20 protein-coding genes and 3 other annotated features are annotated in these 19,013 nt (G+C 39.3%); of the genes, 17 read left to right on the top strand and 3 right to left on the bottom strand.

Annotation, left to right across the window (positions count from 1 at the left end):
• The first annotated feature begins 42 nt into the window (after window positions 1-42).
• The 9 genes from nrdR to ACN6NE_RS08335 all read left to right on the top strand — a co-directional run bounded on the left by nrdR (window position 43) and on the right by ACN6NE_RS08335 (window position 8,047).
• On the top strand, window positions 43-504 hold the full coding sequence (nrdR, locus tag ACN6NE_RS08375) for a transcriptional regulator NrdR (RefSeq protein ID WP_013059432.1): 462 nt from the start codon (window positions 43-45) through the stop codon (window positions 502-504).
• A 72-nt stretch (window positions 505-576) separates the two neighbouring features.
• Window positions 577-2,004: a replication initiation and membrane attachment family protein gene (locus tag ACN6NE_RS08370; RefSeq protein ID WP_474325129.1), complete on the top strand. Its 1,428-nt coding sequence runs from the start codon at window positions 577-579 to the stop codon at window positions 2,002-2,004.
• 32 nt (window positions 2,005-2,036) lie between these two features.
• Entirely contained in the window at window positions 2,037-2,969 is a 933-nt protein-coding gene (dnaI, locus tag ACN6NE_RS08365) for a primosomal protein DnaI (protein WP_013059430.1), read from the top strand.
• A 96-nt stretch (window positions 2,970-3,065) separates the two neighbouring features.
• Window positions 3,066-3,926 (top strand): sporulation protein YtxC, encoded by an 861-nt coding sequence (gene ytxC / locus ACN6NE_RS08360; RefSeq protein WP_474325126.1) that lies wholly within the window; start codon window positions 3,066-3,068, stop codon window positions 3,924-3,926.
• A 60-nt stretch (window positions 3,927-3,986) separates the two neighbouring features.
• Window positions 3,987-4,235 (top strand) — a binding site (T-box leader).
• Between the two features lie 44 nt (window positions 4,236-4,279).
• Complete coding sequence (gene thrS, locus ACN6NE_RS08355; protein ID WP_474325219.1) at window positions 4,280-6,238, top strand: threonine--tRNA ligase; 1,959 nt, start codon at window positions 4,280-4,282, stop codon at window positions 6,236-6,238.
• A gap of 171 nt (window positions 6,239-6,409) precedes the next feature.
• Window positions 6,410-6,532, top strand: a sequence feature (ribosomal protein L20 leader region).
• A gap of 69 nt (window positions 6,533-6,601) precedes the next feature.
• Entirely contained in the window at window positions 6,602-7,105 is a 504-nt protein-coding gene (gene infC / locus ACN6NE_RS08350) for a translation initiation factor IF-3 (protein WP_013059427.1), read from the top strand.
• Between the two features lie 21 nt (window positions 7,106-7,126).
• Entirely contained in the window at window positions 7,127-7,327 is a 201-nt protein-coding gene (gene rpmI / locus ACN6NE_RS08345; RefSeq protein WP_013059426.1) for a 50S ribosomal protein L35, read from the top strand.
• 39 nt (window positions 7,328-7,366) lie between these two features.
• On the top strand, window positions 7,367-7,726 hold the full coding sequence (rplT, locus tag ACN6NE_RS08340) for a 50S ribosomal protein L20 (RefSeq protein ID WP_013059425.1): 360 nt from the start codon (window positions 7,367-7,369) through the stop codon (window positions 7,724-7,726).
• A gap of 60 nt (window positions 7,727-7,786) precedes the next feature.
• Complete coding sequence (locus ACN6NE_RS08335) at window positions 7,787-8,047, top strand: DUF1294 domain-containing protein (RefSeq protein ID WP_474325124.1); 261 nt, start codon at window positions 7,787-7,789, stop codon at window positions 8,045-8,047.
• An 18-nt stretch (window positions 8,048-8,065) separates the two neighbouring features.
• On the opposite strand, the gene ACN6NE_RS08330 is transcribed toward ACN6NE_RS08335, so the two are convergent.
• A complete protein-coding gene (locus ACN6NE_RS08330) occupies window positions 8,066-8,443 on the bottom strand; it encodes a hypothetical protein (protein ID WP_474325122.1) in 378 nt (125 codons plus the stop codon).
• 132 nt (window positions 8,444-8,575) lie between these two features.
• On the opposite strand from ACN6NE_RS08330, the gene ACN6NE_RS08325 reads away from it, so the two are divergent.
• Complete coding sequence (locus ACN6NE_RS08325) at window positions 8,576-9,064, top strand: dUTP diphosphatase (protein WP_474325120.1); 489 nt, start codon at window positions 8,576-8,578, stop codon at window positions 9,062-9,064.
• A 77-nt stretch (window positions 9,065-9,141) separates the two neighbouring features.
• Window positions 9,142-10,227: a M42 family metallopeptidase gene (locus ACN6NE_RS08320; protein ID WP_116073886.1), complete on the top strand. Its 1,086-nt coding sequence runs from the start codon at window positions 9,142-9,144 to the stop codon at window positions 10,225-10,227.
• A gap of 56 nt (window positions 10,228-10,283) precedes the next feature.
• Here the strand turns inward: ACN6NE_RS08320 and sspI are convergent, their stop codons facing one another.
• The gene (gene sspI / locus ACN6NE_RS08315; protein WP_013059420.1) at window positions 10,284-10,490 is read right to left on the bottom strand and encodes a small acid-soluble spore protein SspI; all 207 of its coding nucleotides are present in this window, start codon (window positions 10,488-10,490) and stop codon (window positions 10,284-10,286) included.
• Window positions 10,491-10,630: 140 nt separating this feature from the next.
• Between sspI and ACN6NE_RS08310 the strand changes: the two genes are divergently transcribed.
• The 3 genes from ACN6NE_RS08310 to pheT all read left to right on the top strand — a co-directional run bounded on the left by ACN6NE_RS08310 (window position 10,631) and on the right by pheT (window position 15,196).
• Window positions 10,631-11,395, top strand: coding sequence for a TrmH family RNA methyltransferase (locus ACN6NE_RS08310; RefSeq protein WP_474325119.1), 765 nt, complete (start codon window positions 10,631-10,633; stop codon window positions 11,393-11,395).
• A 48-nt stretch (window positions 11,396-11,443) separates the two neighbouring features.
• Window positions 11,444-11,679, top strand: a binding site (T-box leader).
• A gap of 54 nt (window positions 11,680-11,733) precedes the next feature.
• Window positions 11,734-12,768: a phenylalanine--tRNA ligase subunit alpha gene (pheS, locus tag ACN6NE_RS08305; RefSeq protein ID WP_014458064.1), complete on the top strand. Its 1,035-nt coding sequence runs from the start codon at window positions 11,734-11,736 to the stop codon at window positions 12,766-12,768.
• Between the two features lie 13 nt (window positions 12,769-12,781).
• The gene (gene pheT / locus ACN6NE_RS08300; RefSeq protein ID WP_474325117.1) at window positions 12,782-15,196 is read left to right on the top strand and encodes a phenylalanine--tRNA ligase subunit beta; all 2,415 of its coding nucleotides are present in this window, start codon (window positions 12,782-12,784) and stop codon (window positions 15,194-15,196) included.
• 33 nt (window positions 15,197-15,229) lie between these two features.
• Here pheT and rnhC read toward each other — a convergent pair whose 3' ends face one another.
• Window positions 15,230-16,144, bottom strand: coding sequence for a ribonuclease HIII (gene rnhC / locus ACN6NE_RS08295; protein WP_474325116.1), 915 nt, complete (start codon window positions 16,142-16,144; stop codon window positions 15,230-15,232).
• 143 nt (window positions 16,145-16,287) lie between these two features.
• On the opposite strand from rnhC, the gene zapA reads away from it, so the two are divergent.
• From zapA to polX, 3 genes are all read left to right on the top strand, one after another.
• Complete coding sequence (gene zapA / locus ACN6NE_RS08290) at window positions 16,288-16,548, top strand: cell division protein ZapA (protein ID WP_129704999.1); 261 nt, start codon at window positions 16,288-16,290, stop codon at window positions 16,546-16,548.
• On the top strand, window positions 16,545-17,102 hold the full coding sequence (locus tag ACN6NE_RS08285) for a CvpA family protein (protein ID WP_474325115.1): 558 nt from the start codon (window positions 16,545-16,547) through the stop codon (window positions 17,100-17,102). Before zapA ends, ACN6NE_RS08285 begins: the two co-directional genes overlap by 4 nt.
• 198 nt (window positions 17,103-17,300) lie before the next feature.
• On the top strand, window positions 17,301-19,013 hold the full coding sequence (gene polX, locus ACN6NE_RS08280) for a DNA polymerase/3'-5' exonuclease PolX (protein WP_129704997.1): 1,713 nt from the start codon (window positions 17,301-17,303) through the stop codon (window positions 19,011-19,013).

The raw sequence follows: 19,013 nt of genomic DNA, 5'->3' as shown, positions 1-19,013 counted from the left end.
AAAATAAAAAGAAAAACAAGGTTTATTATTGGAGCTGAGAATATGAAGTGCCCATCCTGTCATTACAATGGAACGAGAGTGCTGGACTCGCGCCCTGTAGAAGAAGGCCGCTCTATTCGTAGAAGACGTGAATGCGAAGAGTGTCACTATCGTTTTACAACTTTTGAGAAAGTAGAAGAACTTCCGTTAATTGTTGTAAAAAAAGATGGAGCGAGAGAAGAGTTCAGCAAAGACAAAATCCTTCGAGGGTTAATTAAGGCGTGTGAAAAACGCCAAGTAAGCTTAAAACAATTAGAAGATACCGTACACGATATTGAAACAGAGCTGCGCAGTCAGGGTACATCAGAGGTGCAGTCAGATGTGGTAGGAGAAATGGTGATGGAGCGATTAGCTGCTATCGATGAAGTCTCTTATGTTCGATTTGCTTCTGTATACCGACAATTTAAAGACATCAATGTATTTATTGATGAATTAAAAGATTTAATTAAGAAGGAACGACTGTAAAAGAGCTATTGAAGTATTCTTTAGGCTCTTTTTTTGTCATTTCTATTACTTTAAAAGTAGGTAGGGAACGACATGAAAGAACAACATTGGAAAGAAATGATACCGGTCGATCGTTATGTTGTTCGTTCGAACGGCATACTGCAGGAATACGACCGAAAGATTTTAACCATGCTCTATCAGCCGTTGGTGGGTACAACGTGCTTTGGTCTGTATATGACGCTATGGAGCGAGCTGGAACAAGATCGTTTATGGGGGAAAGAGTCTACGCATCATCATCTAATGTCAATGATGCAAATTAATTTGAAAGCTATTTACCATGAGCGGTTAAAATTAGAAGGCATTGGTTTGTTAAAAACATATATTAAGGAAGCAGATGATGTTCGTGTGTTCATTTATGAGCTCGTTCCTCCTCTTACGCCCCATCAGTTTTTTAACGATGGCGTGTTAAATGTATATTTATATAACCGACTTGGAAAATCCATCTTTCAAAAAGTAAAAAATTATTTTTCGGATTCACTCGTCGATGACCAATCGTTCAAGGATGTGACGCATTCATTTAACGATGTATTTAAATCAGTTAAAGCAACAGAGCTGGCTCCAAGTTTTCAGTCTGAAAGCAAGGATGTATTTTCTCCTGATGCTCAAACCGACTTTGTGGATTCCTCCAAACGTGCTTCTATTGAGATGAGCCCGGATTCCTTTGATTTTGATTTATTTTTAGCAGGTCTAACAGATTCAATGATTTCGAAAAGGTCCATTACATCTAAAGTAAAACAAGCGATTGAAAAGCTAGCCTTTTTATACGGTATCGATCCTCTTCAAATGAAAAATGTGGTGCTCGATTCGTTAAATGAGAACGATCAAGTTGATATTGAATTGCTTAGAAAAGCAGCACAGTCCTTTTACCAATTTGAAAATGGAGAAGCACTTCCAAATCTAAGCGAACAAATTCAGCCGCCTATGCTTCGTACCATGCAGGAAAAGAACCCCCAGACAAAAGAAGAGCAGCTCATTCAACAGCTTGAAGTGACGTCTCCTCGACAGCTTTTGATCGAGTTTTCCGGGGGAGCAGAGCCTTCAAAAGCAGATTTGCAAATGATTGAAGAAGTGATGTTTAACCAAAAGCTTTCACCAGGGGTAGTAAATGTTCTAATTTACTATGTTATGCTAAGATCCGATATGAAATTATCTAAGAGCTATGTAGAGAAAATTGCTGGACACTGGGCGCGCAAAAAGGTACAAACTGTTCAAGATGCCATGAATTTAGCTAAAAATGAACAGAAAGAATATCAGAACTGGACCGAAGCAAAGCAAAATAAAAAAACGGCTGGACGAAAGATTGTGCGTAAAGAAATGGTTCCAGAGTGGCTGAGCGATGAAGAAAAAGAAGAGAAAAAGCAGCCTTCAAAAGAAGTGGACGGATTTGAAGAAGAAAAACGAAAGCTACAAGAAGAGCTCAAGCAGTTAGATCAAGAGCTAAAACAAAAGCATAAAGAATAAAAAGCAGGTATGATAGAGATGAGGTGAAAAAGATGAAGCCTATCAATGATTCACTAAATCAGTTAGTGAACAAAAAAGATTTTAAAGCACGCTTAGAAGCATTAAGAAACAGTATCCTGTCTAATCCCGAAGTTAAAACATTTTTGCAAGAGCATCGCCATGAGTTAGATGAGCAAATGGTCGACCGAGGTCTGATGAAGATGCATGAATTTATCGACCAAAGCAAATGCTGTGATAAGTGTCCTTCTCTGCAAAGCTGCGTCAACATGGTGAAAGGATACCACCCTCAGCTGGTTGTAAAAGGCCGTAATATTGATTTACAGTATGAACGCTGTCCTAGAAAAGTACAAGAAGATGAGCGGAAAGAACAAGAATCTTTTATTCAGTGTATGTACGTCCCGAAAGAAATTTTACAGGCAACAATGTCTGATATTGAAATTGAGCAGGGAAGATTTGAAGCCATTAAACTAGTAAGAGATTTTGTGCGAGAATATGAGCCAAATAAGAAAATGAAAGCTTTATATTTACACGGTTCGTTTGGTGTGGGGAAAACGTATTTTCTTGGAGCAATTGCCAATGCGTTAGCCGAAAAGAAAGTGAAATCTACCATTCTGTATGTCCCTGAGTTTTTGCGTGAGTTAAAAGGTTCGTTTCAAGATCAAAGCTTCAATGAGAAAATAGAGTATGTCAAAAAAGTACCGGTTCTTATGCTTGATGATCTCGGAGCAGAATCCGTAACGAGCTGGATGCGAGACGATGTGCTCGGAACCATTTTACAATTCCGTATGCTCGAAAATTTGCCGACATTTTTCAGCTCGAATTTAAATTTTAAAGAGCTTCAACATCATTTGACTTATACCCAAAGAGGCGAACAGGAAGAGCTCAAAGCCGCTCGTGTCATGGAACGAATTAAGTCTCTAGCAATTCCTGTTGAAATGAATGGAGAGAATAAACGAAATAGATGAGCAGGTCGTTTTACATTTCTTGTAACGACTTGCTCATTTTTTTGCATGTTGCCCCATATACATTAATAAAGCGTGTCCAAAGGGGGGCTATGAGGAATGAAAATATTCTTTAAATATGTAGAAGACGCAGTCGTTGTATATGAGTCTTTATGCGCGAAGCGAAGCGCTTTATCATATGGTTCACAGTGCTTGAAGCTGGTGAATAATCAGCTTTTAGTCATTGATGAGACATACAATAGAGAGGCCATTTTACAAGACATGGTGATACCGGTATTAACCCACGTGATTTTAAAAAAGAAAGAAAAAAAGATGATGGTAAACATATTAAAAGAACAATTTTTCTATTCAGAAGAGGAAGAGCAAGATTTGCTGCTTCAAATTATGGGGGGGATTATGGAAGGAGAGAGAGGCGAAATTCCGCAAAAAACATTTTCTTTTCCAAGAGAATTACTTATCCGCCAGGCTCTTCAAGACTTCTTCATTCATAATGTAACATTCACCTTTGAGTCTTTTCTCCAATTCCGTTTAAAAGAATATCAAGAGCGGCTGCGCTATTATGCCGAGCTGGCGATTGATGAATATAAGCTTGAACAAGACTATCAAATTCTTATTCATCAGCTGCGTCAAGCAGCTAATGAAAGACAGTCATCTACAGGCGATGTGTATGTAATGCACTTGAATAAAAACAAGTTTGTGTTGTACGACCACAATAGTAGATATGTTCCTGAACGTGAATGTGCAGCTCTAGCAGAGGCCTTTTTATCTGAACAAGAATCATTATACATAGACTCAACTATTATCGCGCCTTTGCTAAGTTTATCTCCAGCTGCTATTCATCTGTATAGCGACCAGCATGATCATGATTTTGTTTATACCATTCAAAATATCTTCCAAGAAAAAGTTATGTTATATGAAAAAAATGAATTTCCGTTTGATCAAAAGCAAAATATAACGTGAAAGGTTGATTTCTATTTTGAAAATGAATATAATAAATGCATATTGAAAAACAGCTATATGTTACAAGTTATGATGAGGACATGAGTGTATATTTACGGTTTATAGAGAGGGAGATCTAGGCTGAAAATCTCCTAACACGGAATATATTCTTACCACCTCTAAACTTCAGTAGTAAACGAGCAGAGCCTCTAGTAATTACTGACGGAATTTCCGTTATAAAACCTCGAGCCGCTTCGGGTTCTTTGGGTTATCCAAGATACGAAGAGGAAACAAGGGTGGTACCGCGTGTATACACAACTCGTCCCTTTTGATAAGGGACGAGTTTTTTGTTTTTACAAAAAGTTTATTCAGTTATGTTAAAGGAGTGGAAAGTTGTGTCAGAAGTAATCAAAATGACATTTCCTGATGGAGCTGTTAAAGAGTATCCAAAAGGATCATCAACAGAAGATATTGCGGCTTCTATTAGCCCGGGATTAAAGAAGAAAGCATTAGCAGGCAACGTAAACGGCGAGCTGCTGGATTTACGTACGCCAATCGAACAAGATGGCAGTCTTGAAATCATTACGCAAGATGCTCCTGAAGCGCTTGAAATTATGCGTCATAGTACAGCGCATTTAATGGCTCAAGCAATCAAACGTTTATACAAAGATACAAAAGTACAGCTAGGTGTAGGACCGGTTATCGAAAACGGTTTTTACTATGACATCGATATGGAAGAATCAATTACTCCTGAAGATTTAGGTAAAATTGAAAAAGAAATGAAAAAAATCGTTAATTCAAATATTGAAATTGAACGCAAAGAAGTTTCTCGTGAAGAAGCCATTCAACTTTTTAAAGAAGTTGGCGATGAACTGAAGCTTGAATTGATCGATGCGATTCCAGCAGGTGAAAAGGTTACGATTTACCAACAAGGCGAATTCTTTGACCTTTGCCGAGGCGTGCACGTGCCGTCAACAGGCAAAATTAAAGAATTTAAACTATTAAGCGTGGCGGGTGCTTATTGGCGCGGAGACAGCGATAATCAAATGTTGCAGCGTATTTACGGTACAGCATTCTTTACAAAAGCAGATTTAGACGAGCATCTTCGTCTTCTTGAAGAAGCAAAAGAACGTGATCACCGTAAACTTGGTAAAGAGCTAAACTTATTTACAAATTCTCAAAAAGTAGGACAAGGTCTGCCTTTATGGCTTCCAAAAGGTGCGACGATCCGCCGTATTATCGAGCGTTATATCGTAGATAAAGAAGTAAGCCTTGGTTATCAGCACGTTTACACTCCAGTGCTCGGAAGTGTAGAACTTTACAAAACGTCTGGTCACTGGGAGCACTACCAAGATGACATGTTCCCTGCAATGGAAATGGATAACGAAGACCTGGTTCTTCGTCCGATGAACTGTCCTCATCACATGATGGTTTACAAACAAGGTATTCACAGCTATCGTGAGCTTCCAATCCGTATTGCTGAGCTTGGAACGATGCACCGCTACGAAATGTCAGGAGCATTATCAGGACTTCAGCGTGTTCGAGGCATGACGCTAAATGATGCGCATATCTTTGTACGTCCCGACCAAATCAAAGAAGAATTTATTCGTGTAGTTCGCTTAGTTGAAGCGGTTTATAAAGATTTTGGATTTGAAAATTATTCATTCCGTCTATCTTACCGTGACCCTGCAGATACAGAAAAATACTTTGATGATGATGCAATGTGGGAAAAAGCACAAAGCATGTTAAAAGACGCAATGGATGAGCTTGACCTTGATTATTATGAAGCTGAAGGCGAAGCGGCATTCTACGGTCCAAAACTAGACGTTCAAGTTAAAACAGCTCTTGGTAAAGAAGAGACGCTATCTACGGTTCAATTGGATTTCTTACTTCCTGAACGATTTGATTTAACGTATGTAGGAGAAGACGGAAAACAACATCGACCGGTTGTTATTCACCGCGGCGTGGTGTCAACAATGGAACGTTTTGTAGCTTTCTTAATCGAAGAATACAAAGGAGCTTTCCCAACGTGGTTAGCACCTGTACAAGTTCAAGTGATTCCGGTATCACCTACGGTTCACCTTGAGTATGCAAAAGAAGTGCAAGAACAGCTTCAGCTTGCGGGTGTTCGTGTGGAACTTGATTCTCGAGATGAGAAAATTGGCTATAAAATCCGTGAGGCTCAAATGCAAAAAATTCCTTATATGCTTGTTGTAGGGGATAAAGAAGTAGAGGATAAAGCAGTAAATGTACGTAAATATGGTGAGCAGAATTCAGAAACAGTGAACTTCCAAGCCTTTTTACAAAATGTAAAAGCAGAAGCATCTCGTTAATGAAAAAAGCAGAGAATTGAAATTCTCTGCTTTTTTATGCAACATTTATAAAAAACTATTGCATAAATGTTTTTCCTTTGATACAATAATTTTTGTTGTGAAAAAAGAACGAAATCATTGACTTTTGTCTTTGTTGATACTATAATAGCTTAAGTAATTGAATACTTGTTTATACAGAAGAAGAAGCACCCGCTTCTCACCTGAGTGACGCATAGAGCAGTTAGCAGGTACATCGTATCTTAATTAAAACGATAGAAGTGTGGGTGCAGTATGTACTCACACTTTTTTGTGTGAGTTAATAATCGGTCTAAGCAAGCGTATTCGCTCATTAAACCTTGGAGGTGGCTACTTATTAGCAAGGACATGATGGTAAACGAGGGCATTCGAGCTCGCGAAGTTCGTCTAATTGATCAAAACGGTGAACAATTAGGAATTAAATCAAAAAATGAAGCATTAGAAATTGCTTCACGAGTAAATCTTGACTTAGTAATGGTTGCTGCAAATGCGAAACCGCCGGTATGTCGTATTATGGACTACGGTAAATTCCGCTATGAGCAACAACGTAAAGAAAGAGAAGCTCGTAAAAACCAAAAAGTTGTAAACTTAAAAGAAGTTCGTTTAAGTCCAACAATTGATGAACATGATTTTAACACTAAACTTCGTAACGCACGCAAGTTCCTTGAAAAAGGTGACAAAGTGAAAGCGTCTATTCGCTTTAAAGGTCGTGCCATTACTCATAAAGGGATTGGCCAAAAAGTACTTGAACGTTTTTCACAAGCTTGCGAAGATGTAAGTTCAGTTGAATCGGCTCCTAAAATGGAAGGCCGCAGCATGTTCTTAGTCTTGGCACCTAAAAACGAAAAGTAATAGAACGAGGAGGAACACCCCATGCCAAAAATGAAAACACATCGTGGCGCTGCAAAGCGTTTCAAAAAGACTGGAAGCGGTAAATTAAAACGTGCTCGTGCTTACACAAGCCATTTATTCGCTAACAAATCTACAAAACAAAAGCGTAAATTACGTAAAGGTTCTTTAGTAAGCAAAGGTGACTTCAAACGTATCCGTCACTTATTAGATAACATTAAGTAATTTGGGTTGAGATAGAAACAATACAGGAGGTAAACAATTATGCCACGCGTAAAAGGCGGTACAGTAACACGCAAACGTCGTAAAAAAGTTTTAAAATTAGCTAAAGGTTTCTTCGGTTCGAAGCATAGATTATATAAAGTTGCTAATCAGCAAGTTATGAAATCTCACATGTATGCTTATCGTGACCGTCGTCAGAAAAAACGTGACTTCCGTAAATTATGGATCACACGTATTAATGCAGCTGCTCGTATGAACGGTCTTTCTTACAGCCGTTTAATGCACGGTTTAAAATTAGCAGGTATTGAAGTTAACCGCAAAATGCTTGCTGACTTAGCTGTAGCTGATGAAAAAGCATTTGCTGAATTAGCAACTGCTGCTAAAAAAGGCTTAGATAAGTAATGAATATAAAGTCTCGTCATCTTTAGATGATGAGGCTTTTTTGCTATCGGAGGACATATCATGAATGAACTGCTGCTTACCTATTTTATTGTTATTAATATAATAGGGGTAGGAATGATGTATAGAGATAAACAAAAAGCGAAAAGACATGAGTGGAGAATTGCCGAAAGCACATTGTGGACGGTAGCTGCTATCGGAGGAGCCATTGGAGGACTGATTGGTATGTATTACTATCGTCATAAAACGAAGCACACATCGTTTACAGTAGGTTTTCCTATTCTTGCTGCTCTTGATTTACTTTTCTTTTTTGTTATCAGCTGAGCACAAGTGATTTTGTGCTCAGTGTAAAAATTCTCGAACGGGGCTTTTCCAGCGAATAGGAGCATTTGGATACATGTCGTGTACGTGGCTTTCCAGCAGCTTGAAATCTTGTTTTTGCAGTTCATGTAATCGAGATGGATCTGTTAACACCATTGTAATTGACAAAGATTCTGGTTCATTGGGATTGCTGTATTTTTCTCCTTCAAATAAAATACCTTTATACGTTAGTAGAAAATTTTTGCGGATATTCGTTTTTTCGTCAACGACAAAAAATTGCTGATGTTCCTGAGCTGCTACAAGCTTCCGATTTGGACTGCGAAAATGCTGAACCAGCTTTAATAGTGTGTAAGCAACAAGCGCGAAAATGAACACGCGAACGATAACAATAACAAACATAACGCTCCCTCCTTTACAAGGCACAGTTTTCTTACTTTACGTTCGAGTCTCTAAAAAGTTTCATGATTTTTGATATAATTTCTTTATTGGTTTAAAAAGAAGAAGATATACATAATTACAGGAGTGATTACATTGAATTTACAACAGTTATTTATCATGCAGCGCCAGCTGGATCAGCATATAGAGGACAAGCATCAGCTTCATAAGGAAGATTTGATTCCGAGAAAGCTTTTAGCACTGCTTGTCGAAATGGGAGAACTGGCAAACGAAACGCGCTGCTTCAAATTTTGGAGCGTCAAACCTCCGGCTGAAGACGCTGTTATTTTAGAAGAATTTGTGGACGGCGTACATTTTATCCTTTCTTTAGGGATTGAAAAAGGATACGATGATTTAACTGAGTTACCAAATGCAAAAGCAAGTGATTCAAAAACAGCACAATTTTTACAGGTATTTGCACAAGTTGCTGCTTTCGAGCAGGATCAGTCGAAAGAAAACTATGTGGACATGTTTGTATCTTACATGAGGCTTGGCGATATGTTTGGTTTTTCCGCTGAACATATTGAAAAGGCGTACATCTCAAAAAATGAAGTGAATTTTAAACGCCAAGAACAAGGATACTAGAAATAAAGGGATGGGAAATTTTACTTCAACCTCTTTTTAGCTATAATAGAGGTATACATATGAAAGGGGTAATCCATATGACAAAGTTAGATGAAACATTGACGATGCTTAAAGCACTAACAGATGCAAAAGGAATTCCTGGTAATGAACGTGAACCGCGTGAGGTTATGAAGAAATATATTGCACCTTATGCAGATGAAGTAACGACGGATGGGCTAGGCAGTTTGATTGCAAAAAAAGTGGGCAACGAACAAGGGCCTAAAATTATGGTAGCCGGTCACTTAGATGAAGTAGGCTTTATGGTGACTCAAATTGATGAACGCGGCTTTATTCGTTTTCAAACGGTAGGCGGATGGTGGTCTCAAGTTATGCTTGCTCAACGCGTAACCATCGTTACATCTAAAGGAGAGGTAACGGGGATTATTGGCTCAAAGCCTCCTCATATCCTGCCTCCAGAAGTTCGTAAAAAGCCAGTTGACATTAAAGATATGTTCATTGATATTGGTGCCTCTAGCAGAGAAGAAGTAGCGGAGTGGGGAGTGAAACCTGGCGATCAGGTTGTGCCTTATTTCGAATTTACGGTTATGAACAACGAAAAGATGCTGCTAGCGAAAGCCTGGGATAACCGTATTGGCTGTGCAATCGCTATCGATGTATTAAAAGCTTTAAAAAATGAAACACATGAAAATGTTGTGTATGGTGTAGGAACGGTGCAAGAAGAAGTTGGACTTAGAGGTGCAAAAACATCCGCTAACTTTATTGAACCGGATATTGCATTTGCTGTTGATGTCGGTATCGCTGGAGATACACCTGGTGTTTCTGATAAAGAAGCATCTTCTAAAATGGGAGATGGTCCGCAAATCATTTTATATGATGCTTCCATGGTTTCTCATAAAGGACTTCGAGATACAGTGGTAGATGTGGCAGATGAATTAAATATTCCATATCAATTTGATGCAATCGCTGGAGGCGGTACGGACTCAGGTTCTATCCATATTTCAGCTAACGGGGTGCCAGCACTTTCGATTACGATCGCAACTCGTTATATCCATTCTCATGCAGCGATGCTTCATCGTGATGATTATGAAAATGCAGTTAAATTAATTGCCGAAGTAATTAAACGCTTAGACCGAAATACGGTGAATGCAATTACGTATAATTAAAAAAAGCTCATTCTCCTAGGAGAATGAGCTTTTTGTTGTACATAGGAAAAGGTTATTTATTTTAAACCGTTTTCAAGCGTTGTCAGAATTTCTTCTTTTTCTGATTCTGGAGACTTTTCCCAAAGCACCTCAAATAAAACACCAAGTCCAGGGAGCATTTTTTCTTCACCGCTTTGAATAGCGTCAGAAATTGTAGCTTCAAGCTCTTCTTTTGAGTTTCCTGAAACGTTTGCAATAACAGCATTTCGTAAATTAAGATCCATCATTTTCACCTCAGCTATCGTAAAGTTACCAATAGTTTTTGTTTTCTTTGCGATTTCTATGTACAATAAAGTGAAACTTATCTAATGATTATTGAGCAAAATGTAATCGAACTATTTATTTTTGTATAGATAAAGGAGTTATGTTTGTGAAACAAATTGATTCAGTTAAAAATCCGCAGGTAAAAGCGTGGAAAAAGCTGCATAATAAAAAAGACCGTGATAAGCAGGGCCTTTTTATGGTAGAAGGCTTTCATTTAGTGGAAGAAGCTATCAAAAATAAGGATTGCGTAAAGGAACTAATTATACGCGAATCGATCGAAGTGCCAGCACAGTGGAACATAGATGGTATCGAAATAACCGTTGTCAACGAAGCAATAATCAAGTTATTATCTGACACAGAAACACCTCAAGGAATTATCGCTGTGTGTTTTCAAACGAAGCATGCAGAAATCATTCATACAGCACAGAAAGTATTGCTTTTAGATGCGGTGCAAGATCCAGGTAACCTAGGTACGATTATTCGAACCGCTGATGCTGCCGGAGTGGAGGCTATTATCGTTGGAGAGGGCAGCGTGGATGTGTACAACCCAAAAGTCGTTCGTTCAACGCAAGGAGCTATTTTTCACCTTCCAATGGTAAAAGGTGATTTACTCGAAATGGTTTCACTGTTAAAAGAAAGAGGAATAGCAGTTTACGGCACGTCGCTACAAAATGGAAAGGTCTACACATGCGTAAAACCTTCAAACGAATTTGCGCTGATTGTGGGAAATGAAGGAAACGGCGTAAGCGAGAAAGTGCTGGAACAAACGGATCAGAATCTGTACATTCCCATCTATGGAAAGAGCGAGTCGCTAAATGTTGCCATCGCTTCTGGAATCTTACTTTATTATTTACGCGGAATGTAGTTGCATCGAGAACGTGTTTTCACTATAATAATACAATAGTTACATATGTAAAAAACGATGAAAGAGAGCAGTAGCTTATGTCCGTTTATGCAGGGAGAAAATGCCGCGACTGAAAGCATTTTTATAAATGTAATAAGTGAATTCACCTCTTGAGTTGACACTTAGACCATCTTATATAGATGTAAAGGTGTTCCGGAGATTCCGTTAACTTGAATGAAGTGAACTGTATACGTCTGTGTATATAGTTAACAAGGGTGGTAACGCGACTAATCCTCGTCCCTTTTTTGGGAGGAGGTTTTTTTATTTGTCATTTTTTACGTTAAAAGGAGGAATAAGTGATGAAAGAACGTTTACAAGAACTTCAACAAGAAGCAATTGCAAAAGTCGAAGCAGCAAGTGCTTTAAAAGAATTAAACGACGTACGCGTAGCTTATTTAGGAAAGAAAGGCCCTATCACAGAAGTACTTCGCGGTATGGGGAAACTTTCAGCTGAAGAGCGTCCTGTAATGGGAGCACTTGCAAATGAAGTGCGTGAAGCTATTGCATCTAAAATTGAAGAAAAACAAACGGCGTTAGAAGCAGCTGAGGTAGAGCGTAAACTTGCTTCAGAAACAATCGACGTAACGCTGCCAGGACGCCCTGTTAAAGCAGGTACGCATCACCCGCTAACAAGCGTGGTTGAAGAAGTAGAAGATTTATTCTTAGGAATGGGCTATGAAGTAGCAGAAGGACCGGAAGTAGAGCAGGACTACTATAATTTCGAAGCGCTGAACTTGCCAAAAGGTCACCCAGCACGTGATATGCAAGATACGTTCTATATTACGGAAGAAACGCTTCTTCGTACGCATACATCAACTGTTCAAGCTCGTGTTATGAACAAGAATGAAGGCAAAGGACCTGTTAAAATTATTTGCCCGGGTAAAGTGTACCGCCGCGATGACGATGATGCTACGCATTCTCATCAATTCATGCAAATTGAAGGTCTTGTAGTAGACGAAAACATTCGTATGAGCGATTTAAAAGGCACGCTTGAAGTATTTGTGAAAAAGATGTTCGGTGCAGACCGTGAAATTCGTCTTCGTCCAAGTTTCTTCCCGTTCACTGAGCCGTCTGTAGAAGTAGACGTATCGTGTGCAAAATGTGGAGGTAAAGGCTGTAATGTATGTAAACAAACAGGCTGGATTGAAATTTTAGGAGCCGGCATGGTTCATCCAAATGTCCTTGAAATGGCTGGATACGATTCAACTAAATATCGTGGTTTTGCTTTTGGAATCGGTGTAGAGCGTATTGCTATGTTAAAACACGGCGTGGATGATATTCGTCATTTCTATACAAATGATGTTCGTTTCTTAGATCAATTTAAACAAGTATAAAGGAGGGACTACGATGTTTGTATCTTATCGTTGGTTACAAGAGTATGTTGACTTATCAGGCGTAACGGCAGAAGAGTTAGCAGATAAAATCACAAAAAGTGGAATTGAAGTTGAAGGTGTAGAAAACTTAAATAAAGGCATCAGCGGAGTGGTAATTGGTCACGTTGTAGAACGTGAACAGCATCCAAATGCTGATAAATTAAGCCGCTGTCAAGTAGATCTTGGCGGAGGAGAAATCGTTCAAATCGTGTGCGGAGCACCGAACGTGGCACAAGGTCAAAAAGTAGCGGTTGCAAAATTGGGAGCTGTACTTCCAGGTAACTTTAAAATCAAGCGTGCTAAGCTTCGCGGTGAAGAATCGAACGGTATGGTTTGTTCTCTTCAAGAGCTTGGCATTGAAAGCAAGCTTGTGGCAAAAGATTATCAAGAAGGCATCTTCGTGTTCCCAAGCGATGCTGAAGTAGGAGCGGATGCACTAGATGCATTAAACTTAAACGATGAAGTGTTAGAACTAGGGCTAACACCAAACCGTTCAGACTGCTTAAGTATGTTAGGTGTAGCACATGAAGTGGCTGCTATTTTACGTCGTGAAGTGAAGTATCCGTCAGTAAACGTGCAAACGTCTGATGAGCAAGCAGCTGATTATATTTCCGTTAAAGTAGAGGCAAAAGAAGACAATCCGCTTTACGTAGCGCGCGTTGTGAAAAACGTAAAAATTGCTCCGTCACCATTATGGATGCAAACGCGTTTAATGGCAGCTGGTATTCGACCTCATAACAACGTTGTTGATATCACCAACTATATTTTGCTTGAATACGGCCAGCCGCTGCATGCTTTTGACTATGATCGTCTTGGTTCAAAAGAAATTGTTGTACGTCACGCGTCAGAAGGCGAGAAGTTTGTAACACTTGATAACCAAGAGCGTGTATTAAAAGGCAATCAGCTTGTCATTACAAACGGAAGTGAGCCGGTAGCTCTTGCAGGTGTAATGGGCGGAGCGAACTCCGAAGTAAAAGACGATACGGTAAATGTTCTCATTGAATCAGCTTACTTCAAAGGCTTAACGGTTCGCCAAGCTTCAAAAGACCACGGTCTTCGCAGTGAGGCAAGCGCTCGTTTTGAAAAAGGAATTGATCCTAACCGTACGCGTGTAGCTGCTGACCGCGCAGCAGAATTAATGGCTGAATACGCTTCAGGTGAAGTGGTAAGCGGTACTGTAGAAGTAGATACACTAACTGTAGAACCTGCTGTTGTAGCTGTGTCACTTGGACGTATTAACGATGTGCTTGGTACAGAGCTATCAATGGAAGAAGTACAAGACATTATGAACCGTCTTCAATTTGAAAACAAAGTGGAAGACGAAATCATTGTTGTAACAGTGCCAACTCGTCGAGGCGATATTACAATTGAAGAAGATATCGTCGAGGAAGTAGCGCGTATGTATGGCTATGACAACCTTCCTACAACGCTTCCTGTAACAGTGGCAACTCCAGGGAAATTAACGGAGTATCAGCTTGGACGCCGTAAAGTTCGCCGTTTCTTAGAAGGTGCGGGACTAGCACAAACAACAACATATTCGTTAACGAGCGCTGAAAAAGCTACTCAGTTTGCACTAAATGCAACAACTACGATTGGTTTAGCAATGCCGATGAGTGAAGATCGCAGCAACCTTCGTCAAAGCTTAGTGCCTCATTTGCTAGAAGCAGTTAAGCATAATAATGCTCGCCAATCGGATTCTATTGCGCTATACGAAACAGGCTCAGTGTTCTTATCTAAAGGTGAAGGAGAATTACCGGATGAGCAGGAGCGCGTAGCTGGTGCAATCACGGGTCTATGGCATACTCACGGCTGGCAAGGTGAAAAGAAAGTCGTTGATTTCTATGTGATTAAAGGTGTACTAGAAGGGTTATTTGTACAGCTTGGTTTAGAGAAAAGAATCTCATATGCTCCCGTTAAAAAAGATGGTATGCACCCTGGACGTACAGCGGCTGTATGGTTAGATGAAAAAGAAATTGGATACGTGGGTCAAGTTCATCCTGTTGCTCAGAAACAGTACGGTCTTCGTGAAACATACGTATTTGAATTACACCTTCAAGAGCTATTAGCTGCAGATGTCGAAGAAGTTCGTTATTCAGCTATTCCAAGATTCCCATCTATTACACGTGATATTGCACTTGTTGTAGATAAAAACGTTCTTGCAGGAGAAGTTCAGCGCGTCATCTATGCAGCGGGCGGAGAACTTTTAAAAGACGTGACGGTATTTGATCTATATGAAGGAGAGCGTATGGAAGAAGGCAAGAAATCTGTAGCTTTCTCTTTACGTTACTTAGATCCTGAACGTACATTAACAGATGAAGAAGTAGCAAAAGCACATGGTGCAGTGTTAGAGGCTGTAGAAAAAGAATTTGGTGCAACGCTTCGTTCATAAGAATAAGAAAAGAGATGTGGATTTCCACATCTCTTATTTTTTAGCTAATTTTAAAGCTTTTTCTGTATTAGCAAAATGAATTTTAGCTAAGGAGTTCAGCGCATTCACGCCATGTTTCTTAATGATTTTAGCAGCGGCGATATCAACTTGTGCGCCAGCTCCGCGGGGAATAACCATCCCGGTCTTTTCCGTCAGCAAATCCATTTGTTTTAAAAATGCGTATCTGGCAATAATGGAAGCAGCAGCTACAGATAAATGAACGCTTTCTCCTTTTGTGCTGAAAAAGACATTTTTTTTGATAATTTCTTTTTCCTTTACCACGTGTTTATAATAGGTGTTTTTTTCGACAAACTGGTCAATTAAAATGGCATCGGGTTTTTCAGGATCCAATTTTTTTAACACATTGGATAAAACTTTGTTGTGCAACAGAGCTTTCATTTTACCTTGTGACATGCCTTTTTCTTGAAATGCATTATACTTTTCGTTATGTAAAACAAGCAAACTATAGGGAATAAACGAAACAAGCTGCTTGGCAATTTCAATGATTTTAGCATCCGTTAACTCTTTTGAATCTCTTACTCCTAATTCTTTTAACAAAGGAAGCTGCTCTTTTTGAACATAGGCAGCAACTACGGTCATAGGACCAAAATAATCTCCTGTCCCTACCTCGTCAGAACCGATGACCGATAGTGAGCTGAAGTTTGATGGGAGGTGTGAGACAGGAGCCTTTTTCGCAGCATCTAAAGGGCCTCCCCACTTAGCCGCTTCTGTTTCAGCTTCTTTTCCTTGAAAAAGTACTTTTCCAGAGCGGTACGCAGTGATAGAACAGCCGGGAGTTTTAGCCGAAAAAATACTTCCCTGCGGAAGTTTGGGCTGCAGATAGGATGTGTAATGAAGCTTCATTTTAGCTATTTGATCAGCTGATACCTTAATAACAGCATGTGACATAATGCTTCACTCCTTTCGGGGTATTTTAGTTTACTTTATAAGCACTATCCCTTATGATAGCTTAAATATAGATATGTTTCCATTGAAGTCTTCTTCGTGGTATGATAGGGATTAGGATTTTTCGTGGAACGGAGGATTTTCTCGTGTCAAGACAAGATAAAACACGTGCGACAGTTGACATCTTTGGTCAGCAGTACAGCATCGTCGGTAGCGAAAGTACAAGCCATATTCGACTTGTCGCCTCTATAGTGGATGAAAAAATGCGTGAAATCAGTACTAAAGACCCTTCTTTAGATATCAATAAATTAGCAGTATTAACAGCTGTGAATGCTGTACACGAATATATAAAACTGAAAGAAGACTATGAGAGACTTGAACAAAAACTTTATGGAAAAGAGGAATGACTGAGTCAATGCTTAATATCATTTTAATTATATTGCTTCTTTTAGGCTTTGTAACAGGTCTTAAAAGAGGATTTATTTTGCAGCTCATTCATATTGTCAGTTTTGCGGTTTCGTTTATCGTCGCTTATATGTTTAGTGGAGATTTGGCAAGTCGACTTCGCTTGTTGATTCCGTTTCCGGACAATATTCAGCAGCAAAGTGTCGCATCGTTTGTATTTGATTCTGGAACGATAGAAGACGCTTTTTATCGAATGATTGCATTTACGATTTTATTTTTTGCTACTCACATTGTACTTCGCCTTGCAGGCTCTGTTTTAACGGCTTTAACCGAACTGCCAATTCTGCGCCAGTTAAATAAATGGGGCGGAGGTGCACTTGGATTCGTTGAAGTGTATATCATCGTTTTTATTTTGTTATACATTGGGGCCGTGATTCCTGTAAGTGAAATTCAAACGCCAATTCAACAGTCTTCAATTGCAATCAATATCGTACAAAATACTCCATACCTATCGTCTGCGATTCAAGATTTGTGGACTCAGTATGGTGTAATGTAATGAAATTACAATAGCTTGTTGAGAGGGTGTGTCGAAAGTGTCATAATACTTTTGAGATACCCTCTTTTTTTATCGCAGTCTAATCTGCGGTTTTCACGAGGATAAAAGTATGTCTAGATGAAAATTTGAGAGAGTAAATATGTCACTCATCATGTTTTTGAAAGTTTCGTTATTATGATAATAGGCTGGTGAAAAGAGATGAATAAAAAGGATATTATTAAATTGTTAGAAACAATTGCTACATATATGGAATTAAAGGGAGATAACCCTTTTAAAATTTCTGCTTTTCGAAAAGCAGCTGCAGCGCTAGAAACTGACGAAAGAACGCTGACAGAGATTGAGGATTTTACAAAGCTTCAAGGGATTGGAAAAGGAACGGCTGCAGTCATTACAGAGTATATGGAAACAAATGAGTCAAGCGTATTAGAAGAACTAAAGCAAGAAGTTCCTGAAGGACTTATTCCTTTGCTTAAGCTGCCGGGGCTTGGAGGTAAAAAAATCGCTAAATTATATAAAGAGCTGGATATTCGAGATATGGAATCACTGCATCAGGCCTGTATGGAAAATCGAGTGCAGGGACTAAGCGGTTTTGGTAAAAAGACAGAAGAGAAAATTATCTCTGCTATTGAAGAGTTTGGGAAGCGTCCTGATCGTTTGCCTCTTGCTTTTATGCTTCCAATAGCGGAAGAAATTTTAGAAGCCCTTAAACAGATGCATAGCATTGAGCGTTTTTCTCAAGCAGGGAGCATTCGCCGCATGAGGGAAACCGTAAAAGATCTTGATTTTATTATTTCAACAGCTGAGCCTCATGCTGTCCGTGAACAGCTAGTATCGCTGCCAAATGTGAAGGATATCATTGCAAATGGAGATACAAAAGTATCGGTAACGTTAGCCTATGAGTACGATGTGTCTGTGGATTTTCGTCTTGTAGAAGATAAAGCGTTTGCCACAACGCTTCACCATTTTACAGGATCAAAAGATCATAATGTGCGTATGCGTCAATTAGCAAAAGACCGCGGTGAAAAAATTAGCGAGTATGGCGTTGAAAATGCGGAGACAGGCGAAGTCATGACTTTTGAGTCTGAACAAGCATTCTATGAACATTTTGGGCTGTCTTTTATTCCGCCGGAACTTCGTGAAGATGGAACGGAAGTAGATGCATTTATAAAGCCTCAAACGCTTGTGACCTACGGTGCCGTAAAAGGTGATTTGCATATGCACTCCACGTGGAGCGACGGGGCGTATTCGATTGAAGAAATGGCGGAAGCATGTCGCGCGCGAGGCTATGAGTACATGGCGATTACAGACCATTCTCAGTATTTAAAAGTAGCTAACGGTCTAACGCCTGAACGCATTCGTAAACAGCGTGAAGAAATTAATCGTTTAAACGCACAGTTCGATGATTTTACAATACTAGCAGGAATTGAAATGGATATTTTGCCTGATGCAACACTTGATTATGATGATGAAATGCTAGCTGAGCTAGATTTTGTTATTGCGTCCATTCACTCTAGTTTTTCGCAATCACGCGAAGAAATTATGAATCGCTTAAAGCAAGCGTTAAACAATGTTCATGTAGATTTAATCGCCCATCCGACGGGTCGTTTGATTGGTCGCCGCAACGGATATGATGTAGATATTGATATGCTAATTGAATTAGCTAAAGAAACAAAAACGGCTCTTGAACTAAACGCGAATCCAAACCGTTTAGATTTAGCCGCTGAACACATAAAAAAAGCCCAAGAGGCAGGAGTTAAAATTGCTATTAATACAGATGCTCACAATCTAGACATGCTAGAGCATATGGAAATTGGAATATCTACGGGAATTAAAGGCTGGCTTAAACCAGAAACGGTATTAAATACGTATAGTCTCAAAGAATTAACCGCCTTTTTAAATCGACATAAATAA

It is taken from the genome of Priestia sp. 53B2 (assembly GCF_056099005.1).
Note: the sequence above shows the minus strand (reverse complement) of the source record. Positions and strands in the feature narration are given on the sequence as shown.